Here is a 9,281-nt window from a genome sequence, read left to right on the forward strand (position 1 = left end):
GGCTACAGGTTCCCCATCGGTTCGATGTCCACCCGGACCGGTGTGCCCCAGATCCTCAGCACCTCGTAGTCGGTGAACTCGTGGACCAGGCGGTAGGCCATGCCCGGGCGGGGCGTTCTCCGCTCGGCCGCGAGGTAGCGCTCGGCCTCGTGGCGGTCGCGGCGGGGGGTGCCGCAGAGCTGCCACGCCTGGCCGTTCCACACCTCCGGGAGCCAGCGCTGCTGGGGCTGGGGGCGGTCGCCGCGCAGGCCGTAGCGGGACTTGGTGCGGTCGGGGGTCTCGTCCGGGCCGAGGTCCCGGCCGCGCGGGAACGTGTCGTTGACCTCGGTGCGACGGGCGGCCCGGCGGCGGGTCTCGCAGAGCAGGCACAGGTCGGCGGCGCCCTCGTCGACCGGCCCGTTCGGGTGCTCGGCGCAGCGGGTCGTGGGCGCCGCCGTCGTCACCGTCTCGTCGAGCAGGTCCAGGGCCCGCTTCAGGTCCGCCTTGACCTCGTGCAGCTTGGCGTCGGGCGTGTCGGCGGTCAGCGCGTCACCGTGCTCCCCGAGCAGGCGCAGGGCACGGCCCAGGGCGGTCAGCTGTGCGTGGTTCATGGCTCCACCTTTGCACGCTCCACTGACAATCCGGCAGGGCCGGTGCGGTCGGTGAGGCCGAAGAAGTACGTCGCCGCGAAGCCGACCACGTACCCCGTGAGCAGGCCGCCGGCGTAGATGGCGGCCGTCACGGCCAGGCCCCGGTTGCCGGAGAGCAGGGGGAACAGGGCCCAGCCCGAAGGGCCGATGGCCGTCGAGCCGACCTTGTCGCCGAGCATCGAGAACAGGCCCACGAAGGCGCCGCCCGCCGCTCCGCCCGCGCACGCCGTGACGAAGGGGCGGCCGAGGGGGAGCGAGACGCCGTAGATCAGGGGTTCGCCGACGCCGAGGAGGCCCGCGGGGAGCGCCGACTTGATCGTCGTACGGAGGGACTGGTCGTGGCGCAGGCGGACGTACACCGCGGCGGCCGCGCCGACCTGGCCCGCGCCCGCCATCGCCAGGATGGGGAGGAGGACGGTGTAGCCCTGCTGCTCGATGAGGGTGGTGTGGATGGGGATCAGAGCCTGGTGCAGGCCGAGCATGACGAGGGGGAGGAACAGGCCGCCGAGGATCAGGCCGGCGAAGGCGCCGGTGTTCTCCAGGAGCCAGTTCGCGGCCGTGCCGATGCCGGTCGAGAGCTCGCCCGCCGTGTACATCAGGGCGTAGAGCGTCACCAGGCCGGTGAGCAGGACGGTGACGGTGGGGGTGACCAGGACATCCAGCGTCTCCGGGACCCAGCTGCGGCACCACTTCTCGACGTACGTCCCCAGGAGCGCGGCCGCCAGCGCTCCCAGCACGCCGCCCTGGCCGGGTGCGAGCGTCATGCCGAAAGCCGTCACCTTGGCGACGCCCGCGTACACGATCACCGCCGCCACCGCGCCGCCCAGGATCGGTGTGCCGCCGAACTCCTTCGCCGTGTTGTACCCGACGAAGACGGCGATCAGGGCCATGAAGCCGGAGGCGATGGCGGCGAGGGCGGGGGTGACGGAGGGCAGCAGACCGAAGTTGATCAGCAGACCGTTCAGGCCCGCGATCACGCCGCAGCCGATCAGAGCGGGGATCAGGGGGACGAAGATGTTCGCGATGCGGCGGAGGAGGAGTTTGAGGGGCGTGGCGTTGCGTCGGCGCCGGGTTGCCTTCAGCTCGGCGCCCCTGGCCGCCAGTTGATCGGCGGTGGTCGCCAGCAACGCCTCGAACTCCGGGGTCACTCGGGCGACCGTGCCCGGGCCCAGGACGATCTGGTACGTGTCGTCGTCGGCGACGATCCCGAGCACGGCGGGGAGTGCTCGGAGGGCGTCCTCCTGGACATCGGTCCGGTCCCGGAGGCCCAGACGCAGGCGGGTCATGCAGTGGGCTACGGAGGTGACGTTCGCGGGGCCGCCGACCAGGGGGAGGATCGCGGCGGCGGTGGTGTGGGGGGAGGCGTTCACTGTGCGTCGGTCCTGGTGGCTCGGGGGTCGGGTGCGCTGCTCGGCGCCTGTGAGGCGTCGTTCTCCTGGGGACGGGTGCCGCCCCAGCGGCACGATCGCCCACAGATGCACCGTTTCCTACAGCTATAACCGCTGCCGACCGATATAACGGCTTTCAGTGCGGTGCTGCCGCCAGTGCCGCTCGCAGATGGCCCTCGCTCTCGTCCAGGAGGTGGGCCGCCGTGGGGCCGTCCACGCCGCCCAGGATGGTCAGGATCGCGTTCTTCACCTCGCCGTCCGTGGCGGCGAGGGCCTGTTCGATCTCCTCGTCCGAGGCGCCGGTGGCGAGGGCGACGATGCGGCGGGAGCGGGCCCGCAGCTTCTCGTTCGAGGCGCGTACGTCGACCATCAGGTTCCCGTAGGTCTTGCCGAGGCGGATCATGGTGATCGTCGAGAGCATGTTGAGGACGAGTTTCTGGGCCGTGCCCGCCTTCAACCGGGTCGAGCCGGTCAGGAGCTCGGGGCCCACGACGACCTCGATGCCGTGATCCGCGGCCATGGCGAGCGCGCTGTCCGCGTTGCAGGACAGGCCGATCGTCAACGCGCCTCGCGCGCGGGCGTGTTCGACGGCGCCGACGGCGTACGGGGTGCGGCCGGAGGCGGAGACGCCGACGACCGTGTCGTCGGGTGTCAGCCCCAGTTCGGCGAGGTCCTGCGCGGCCAGCTCCTTGGAGTCCTCGGCGCCCTCGATCGAGGTGATCATGGCGGTCGGGCCGCCCGCGATCAGGCCCACGACCTGGGACGGGTCGGTGTTGAAGGTGGGCGGGCACTCGGAGGCGTCCAGGACGCCGAGGCGGCCCGCGGTGCCCGCGCCCGCGTAGATGAGGCGGCCGCCGCGGGACATGCGGTCCGCGATGTCGTCGATGGCGGCGGCGATGAGCGGCAGTTGTGCCGCGACGGCCGTCGGCACGGTCGCGTCCTCGCCGTTCATGATCTTCGCGATCTCCAGGGTGGCCAGCTGGTCGATCTCGGCGAGTTCGGGGCGGAACGCCTCGGTGGTCAGCGTCTCCAACTCGGCCCTCAGGCCACGGTGGTTGGAGGAGGCGTCAGCGGTTGAGGTCATGGAGGACGGCTCTTTTCCGTGCGGTACGACGACTTTCCGGTGCTGCGAGAAGAAGGGCCCCGTTGGAGAAGAGATGGAGGAGAGATGGAGAAGAGAGGGAGGAGAGAAGAAATGGTCGGTGGTGCGCGGCCTAGCGGTGGCCGCCGCCGCGCGGCGTGTGGCGGTGCGCCAGGGCCTCGTACGAGGCGGAAAGCGCCGGCGCCGCTGTCTCGTACGTCCGCTGGGCCACCCCCACGAACAGACAGTCCACCACCAGCAGCTGGCTCGTGCGCGACGACATCGCCGCCGGGCGCAGCTCGCTCTCGCGGGCCGTCGACGTGGTGAGGATGTGGTCCGCGTACTGCGTGACGGGGCCGCCGGGGCGGCCGGTGATCGCCACCGTCGTCGCCCCGTGCTCGAAGGCGACCCGGAGCGGTTCGATGACGTCGCCCGTAGAACCGGAGTGGGTGATGGCTATCGCCACGTCCTTGGCGCGCAGTTGCACCGCGTTGGTGACGGCGAGGTGCGGGTCGCTGTGCGCGTGGGCTATGAGCCCTATGCGCATCAGCTTCTGGAAGAGGTCCTGGGCGACCAGGCCGGACGCGCCGACGCCGTAGATGTCGATGCGGCGGGCCGCGGCGATCGCGGCGACCGCCGCGCCGAGCTGGACGGTGTCGAGCCCGGCGGCGGTGTCGGCGAGGGTCTGCTGCTCGTCGTAGGCGAGTTTCGCGACGACGTCCGCGATGGGGTCGTCGACCGCGATGTCGGCGGTGACGGCGGGCGCGCGCCCCGACTGCTGCTGGGCGGCCAGCCCGGCGAGCGCCAGGCGCAGATCCCGGTAGCCGGGGTAGCCGAGCAGGCGGGCGGTACGGACGACCGTCGCCTCGCTGGTGCCGGTGAGCTCGGCGAGGCCGGTGACCGTGAGGGCCGCGCAGCCGGCCGGGTCGCCGGCGACGGCCTCGGCGACCCGCTGCATGGAGCGGGTCATCGACGGGGCGAGTGTCCGCACCTTGGCCGCGAGGGCTGCGGGGGCGGGTGGCGCCTCTCCCGCGAAAATTTCCTTCACGTCATGGGTCACCTCTGAAAGATATTTTCCATTGGGGCATACGGTCAAGGGTGCGCACAATGGGTGCATGGACCCCATCAGCCCCCTGGAGCAGGCGTTGCACGCGGCTCGCGCCCTTGTCCTCGCCGATCTGGTCGCGGGGGAGGTGGCCGAGGCGGACGTCGTCTCCCTGGTGGAGGAGTCGGTGGTGCAGCGCCGCTGGTGGATCGAGCAGTGGCCGGAGGGCGCGGACTATGTCGCCGGGCTCGTCGCCCAGGACGTACAGGACGCCTTGCTGGAGCGGTACGGCCGGTGGCCGCTGTGTCCCGTCTGCGGCTCCGGCGACCCGCACGCCCTCGACGTCGAGCCCGAGTTGGGGCCCGACCCGCACTGGGTGTGCCACAAGGCGGGCGTGAAGGTCGCCTCGGTGGGCTTCCTCGGCTCGGCGACGGGCGGGACCCCGTCCTCGTGACCGTCTACATCGATCCGCCCGCCTGGCCGGGGCACGGCCGCATGTGGTCCCACCTGATCAGCGATGTCTCCTACGACGAACTGCACGTGTTCGCCGCGGAGTTGGGTGTGCCGCGGCGTGCCTTCGAGCGGGACCACTACGACATTCCCGCGCATCGGTACGAGGATGCCGTGCGGGCGGGGGCGGTGCAGGTCAGCAGCCGGGAGGTGGTGCGGCTGCTGCACGGGGCGGGGTTGCGGCGCCGCAAACGTCCGGGGGTGGTCGGGCGCGGCAGGGCGTAGGTTTTTCGCCCCCTTCGCCCCTGCCTGTCCCGTATCCGGGAGCTTCGCCCCCAGACCTCCTTCGGTTGTCTTTTGTGTGCGGGCCGGTGGGGGGCTTGTCGCGCCCGCGCGGCGGAGCCGCACATGGAACAGAGCCCCGCGCCCCTTGGGGGTCAGGCCTCGCGGGCGTGCAGCCGGAGTGAGCGGTCCATGCCGCGGAGCTCGTACGCGTAGCGTTCCACGTCCTCGCTCACCCGGGTGAAACCGGCGCGCGAAATGACGTGTTGGGAGGGCTTGTTGGCCCGGTCGATGGCGGCGAAGAGGAACTGGACGTCTTCGCGGGCCAGGGCCCAGGCGGCCAGGGCGCGCAGGGCCTCGGTCGCGTAACCGTTGCCGCGGGCGTTCACCGCGAGGTCGTAGCCGACCTCGGCGCGGCCCTCCTCGTCGGGGGCGCCGTGGAAGCCCATTCCGCCGACCGCGCGCCCGTCCTCCCGGCGGACGAGGACGAACATGCCCCACTCCGGCCGGTGCACCCCGCCCTCGTACGCCTTCACGACCATCCCGGCGGCGTCCCGCGTGCCCTCGAACGGACCGCCCTCGATCCACTCGAAGCCGCCCGTGCCCCCCGCGCGCAGCTCGGCGGCGGCCGCCGGGGTGACCCCCTGGAGCGTGAGCCGCTCGGACTCGATCACGAGGTTGTTGCTCCAGCGCCACTCGGTGACCGGGGCGCGGCCCGGCAGTTCGCCGCGGCCGGTGGCCCACAGGAGGGTGCGCCAGGGGGAGGGCCCCGGCCGCACGTGGGGAAAGATCCGGGTGAGGACGCCCTCGCAGAGCGCGGCCGGGGGTTCGTACCGAAGCCCCAGCCCCTCCGCGATGTCATGCGTGTGCAACAGGACTTCGGCGATGCCCATCGCTGCGAAGCCCTCGCGGTTCGCGCTGCGGAAGGGGTACGGATGAAAGGCGCGCACCTCGCGCGGCGTCGTGCGGACGGTGGCGGCGAACAGGGCGCCCGTCGTCTCGATCACGTCGACGACGCCCGCATTGTCGGTGCCGTCCTCCATCACGATCTCGAAGGGCACGTACGCCTCGGTGGCCCGCCCGGCCAGCTGCCCCGCGTACGCGATGAGATCGTCGGCGATGTGCTCGGCCGTCCGCCGACAACTCCACTCCATGCGCCCCGCGTTGACGCCGTCCCAGTCCCGCCCGGCCGCCGTACGCAGCAGCGCGACGCACCCCGCGACGGCTTCCGCCACCTGGTCCGCGGCCGGGTGCCCGCTCGCTTCCCCACCCATGGCCTCGCCCAAGTCCCCGACCGAGTCCCCGCCCATGGCTTCGCCCAAGTCCCCGACCGAGTCCCCGCCCATGTCTCCCATGCGGGCGAGGATAGGTCGGATCACGCTTCCGTACGCACCGATTTGTTCGTGGCGTCCGCCTTGGGCACGACGGTCACGACGCGCGAGGACCGCGTACGGCGATGCAGTCGCAGTGAGACGAGGGCCACGCCGATCGCGGCCAGCGTCATGGCCGCGCCCGCCCAGGCGGTGGAGGTGTAGCCGAACCCCGCGTCGATGACCGCGCCGCCGGCCCAGGGTCCGCCGGTGTTGCCCAGGTTGAAGGCTGCCGTGGTCGTGGCGCCGGCCAGGGTGGGGGCGGCCGCGGCGACGTTGAACATCCGGGCGTTGAGCGCGGGGGCGGTGTAGAAGCAGGCGATTCCGAGGACGAAGGAGAGGGCGACGGCGGCGATCGCGTACTGCCCGAACAGCGCCAGCGCGACCAGGATGACGGTGTCGGCCGCGATGCCGCTGATCAGCACCCCGAAGAGGTGCGCGTCGGCGATCCGCCCGCCGATCGTCGTACCGATCAGCGCGCCGACCCCGAAGAGCGCGAGCACGGTCGGCACCCACCCGTCGTCGAGCCCTGCCACGTCCGTCAGCAACGGCGCCAGATAGCTGAACACGCAGAAGACGCCGCCCGCGGCGAGCGCGATGACGCCGACGGACAGCCCGACCTGACGGTCGCGGAAGATGCGCAGTTCGCGCTTGAGCTGTGGCTTCTCGTCGGGGAGGGGGATGCGCGGGATGAGCGTGACGATCCCGACAAGGGCGATCGCGGAGGCCGCGCCGACGGCCCAGAAGGCCGATCGCCAGCCGAGCCCCTCACCGAGGAAGGCACCGGCGGGCACCCCCAGGACGTTCGCGATCGACAGACCGCCGATCATCACCGCCAGCGCCCGGGCCCGCGCGTTCACCGGCACCATCGCGATGGCCACCGCCGCGCCGACCGCCCAGAAGCCCGCACAGGCGAGCGCGCTGACGACACGGGAGACGAACAGCACGGCATACGTCGGCGCGAGTGCCCCCGCGACCTGGCCCAGGCCGAACAGCGCGATGAGGGTGACGAGGGTGGTCCGTCGGGGGAGCCGCAGCGTCACCGCCGCGAGGAGGGGCGCCCCCACGACCATGCCGATCGCGAACGCCGAGATCAGCAGGCCGGCCTGCGGGATCGTGACGTCCATGTCCTCGGCGATGGGCGGCAACAGCCCGGAGAGCATGAACTCGCTGGTGCCGAGGGCGAAGACGGAGAGTCCGAGGATGTAGACGGACAGGGGCATACGGGGGCGGGGGTGAGGGTGGTGAGCGGCGGGAGCGGCCGCACTGGATGCCTGCGGTGCGCCGGAAATGTCAGACGTATCAGACGTATCAGACGTATCAGATGTATGAGATGTATGAGATGTATGAGATGTATCAGGTGTATCAGGTGTATCGGAGGGCAACGGCTCGGGACTTGGGAGCATCCTCCCTTCGTACGTGGTCCTGCGCCCGCCGTCGAATCGGTTTTCGGCGGGAGTGCGTGAGGGTGTGAGCGCGCGAAAGCCCGAGCGCGTGAGCGATGTCAGTCGGTGAGCAGCTCCAGCTCGGCGCCGATGTTGTACCGCGCGGTGCTCTCCCACTGCGCTGCCCCGTACGGTGTGCGGAACAGGCGGGGCAGATCGAGGAGTTGGCGCAGGATCGCGGCGCGGCCCTCGCGGAACGCGTCGTTCGGGACGAAGGCGTACTCCTGGCGGACGGCGGCGGTGTAGGCGGCGTACGTGTTCGGGGACGAGGCCAGGATCGCCAGGTCGGCATCGCACAGGGCCTGGCCGTTGCGGTCGTCGTCGGCCGGGTCGTGGGTGACGGTGAGGCGGACCAGACGGGCGACCTCCGCGGTCCTCTCCTCGGACACCCCGGCCTCGGGGAGCGCGCGTTCCGCGAGGCGGGCCGAGCGCTCCTCGTTCTCGGAGCGGTCGGGGAAGTACACGGCGTCGTGGAACCAGGCCGCCAGCCGTACGAGGTCCGGGTCGTCCGCGTGCTTCTCCAGCACGTCGATGTGGTCGAGGACCGCCTGGAGGTGCGCGACGGTGTGGTAGTGGCGCTGGGGCTCCTGCCAGCGGGCGAGGAGATTGTCCGCGTACGGGACAGGGTCCGGGCCGGCGCCCGGCGCCCGGGCTCCTTCCAGGGCACGGGTCCAGCGGGTGCGCAGGGCGTCGAGATCGGCCATGCGCCCATTCTCCCGTGCGGCGCCCCCGTGCCCCTAGCGTGGCACTCATGACTACTGCTGACATGCACGAGGTACGGGACCCCGAGCTGCCCGGGCGGCTCCTGACCATCGAGCGTGACGCGTTGATACCGCTGCTGCGGGCCCGGCCGGAGGAGGACTTCGCGCTGGCCACCGCCGCGTGTCCGGGGTGGACCGTGCGGGACGTGCTCGCGCACTGTTCGGCCGCGTTGATCCGGGTGGTGGAGTGGCGGTTCGAGAAGGGGGTGTTCTCGCCCGAGTCGAACGACCGGGACATCGCGGAGCGGGCCGACTGGACGAACGCGCGGGTCGTGGACGAGCTGGAGCGCGGGATGACCGAGGCCGGGCCGGTGATCGCCGAGGCGGGTGGTGTGCTCGATCCGGTCGCGCTGGGGGAGTGGGTGCATGCCGGGGACGTGCGCGAGGTCTTCGGCGAGCCCGGGGTGTACGCGGGCGACGGGTTGCCGTACGCGCTCGCCCTTCTCGCGCGGGTCACCCGCGAGAAGGGGCATCTGCCGCTGCACGCCGACCTCGATGACGTGGACGAGCCACTGCGGTTGGGGAGCGTGCCGGGGGAGCGGCCGCCGGCCCGCTACATCGGGGGTTCGGCGACGCTGGTACGGCTGTATGCGGGGCGACCGCTCGCGGGGGAGCGATATGAGCTGGTCGGTGCGGGGGAGGGGGAGCTGAACATCTTCGGCTGACGGGTGGACGGGGGTACGGGTGAAGTGTTTTTTCGCCCCCTCCGCCCCTACCCGTCCCGGACCAGCCTTCGGCTGCGGGTGCGTGGGGGCTTGTCGCGCAGTTCCCCGCGCCCCTGACGGGGCGCGGGGAACTGCCCAGTCCTCGTGGCCTCACGCGCCCTTGCC

Annotated in this window: 10 protein-coding genes; 3 read left to right on the plus strand and 7 right to left on the minus strand. The window is 71.8% G+C overall.

What is annotated here, in order from left to right; all coding sequences use genetic code 11:
• Positions 1-2: 2 nt before the first annotated feature.
• The 4 genes from IEY95_RS13230 to IEY95_RS13245 all read right to left on the minus strand — a co-directional run bounded on the left by IEY95_RS13230 (position 3) and on the right by IEY95_RS13245 (position 4,158).
• Positions 3-590, minus strand: coding sequence for a hypothetical protein (locus IEY95_RS13230; protein ID WP_189186177.1), 588 nt, complete (start codon positions 588-590; stop codon positions 3-5).
• The gene (locus IEY95_RS13235; protein WP_189186178.1) at positions 587-1,999 is read right to left on the minus strand and encodes a PTS transporter subunit EIIC; all 1,413 of its coding nucleotides are present in this window, start codon (positions 1,997-1,999) and stop codon (positions 587-589) included. Before IEY95_RS13235 ends, IEY95_RS13230 begins: the two co-directional genes overlap by 4 nt.
• 154 nt (positions 2,000-2,153) lie before the next feature.
• Positions 2,154-3,101 carry an N-acetylmuramic acid 6-phosphate etherase gene (gene murQ, locus IEY95_RS13240; protein ID WP_189186179.1) on the minus strand — a complete coding sequence of 316 codons (948 nt, stop codon included), beginning with the start codon at positions 3,099-3,101 and terminating at the stop codon, positions 2,154-2,156.
• Between the two features lie 130 nt (positions 3,102-3,231).
• Positions 3,232-4,158: a MurR/RpiR family transcriptional regulator gene (locus IEY95_RS13245; RefSeq protein ID WP_189186180.1), complete on the minus strand. Its 927-nt coding sequence runs from the start codon at positions 4,156-4,158 to the stop codon at positions 3,232-3,234.
• A 55-nt stretch (positions 4,159-4,213) separates the two neighbouring features.
• On the opposite strand from IEY95_RS13245, the gene IEY95_RS13250 reads away from it, so the two are divergent.
• On the plus strand, positions 4,214-4,597 hold the full coding sequence (locus IEY95_RS13250; protein ID WP_189186181.1) for a DUF8819 family protein: 384 nt from the start codon (positions 4,214-4,216) through the stop codon (positions 4,595-4,597).
• Positions 4,594-4,878, plus strand: a complete 285-nt coding sequence (locus tag IEY95_RS13255; protein ID WP_189186182.1) for a DUF4031 domain-containing protein — start codon at positions 4,594-4,596, stop codon at positions 4,876-4,878. Before IEY95_RS13250 ends, IEY95_RS13255 begins: the two co-directional genes overlap by 4 nt.
• Before the next feature lie 152 nt (positions 4,879-5,030).
• Here IEY95_RS13255 and IEY95_RS13260 read toward each other — a convergent pair whose 3' ends face one another.
• The 3 genes from IEY95_RS13260 to IEY95_RS13270 form a co-directional block, all read right to left on the minus strand.
• Positions 5,031-6,110 (minus strand): GNAT family N-acetyltransferase, encoded by a 1,080-nt coding sequence (locus tag IEY95_RS13260; RefSeq protein ID WP_189186492.1) that lies wholly within the window; start codon positions 6,108-6,110, stop codon positions 5,031-5,033.
• A gap of 140 nt (positions 6,111-6,250) precedes the next feature.
• Positions 6,251-7,468: a Cmx/CmrA family chloramphenicol efflux MFS transporter gene (locus tag IEY95_RS13265; RefSeq protein WP_189186183.1), complete on the minus strand. Its 1,218-nt coding sequence runs from the start codon at positions 7,466-7,468 to the stop codon at positions 6,251-6,253.
• A 281-nt stretch (positions 7,469-7,749) separates the two neighbouring features.
• Positions 7,750-8,394 (minus strand): HD domain-containing protein, encoded by a 645-nt coding sequence (locus IEY95_RS13270; protein ID WP_189186184.1) that lies wholly within the window; start codon positions 8,392-8,394, stop codon positions 7,750-7,752.
• A gap of 47 nt (positions 8,395-8,441) precedes the next feature.
• On the opposite strand from IEY95_RS13270, the gene IEY95_RS13275 reads away from it, so the two are divergent.
• Positions 8,442-9,116, plus strand: a complete 675-nt coding sequence (locus IEY95_RS13275) for a maleylpyruvate isomerase family mycothiol-dependent enzyme (protein ID WP_189186185.1) — start codon at positions 8,442-8,444, stop codon at positions 9,114-9,116.
• Positions 9,117-9,281 lie beyond the last annotated feature (165 nt).

This window comes from Streptomyces albiflavescens, from assembly GCF_014645835.1.
GTDB lineage: Bacteria > Actinomycetota > Actinomycetes > Streptomycetales > Streptomycetaceae > Streptomyces > Streptomyces albiflavescens.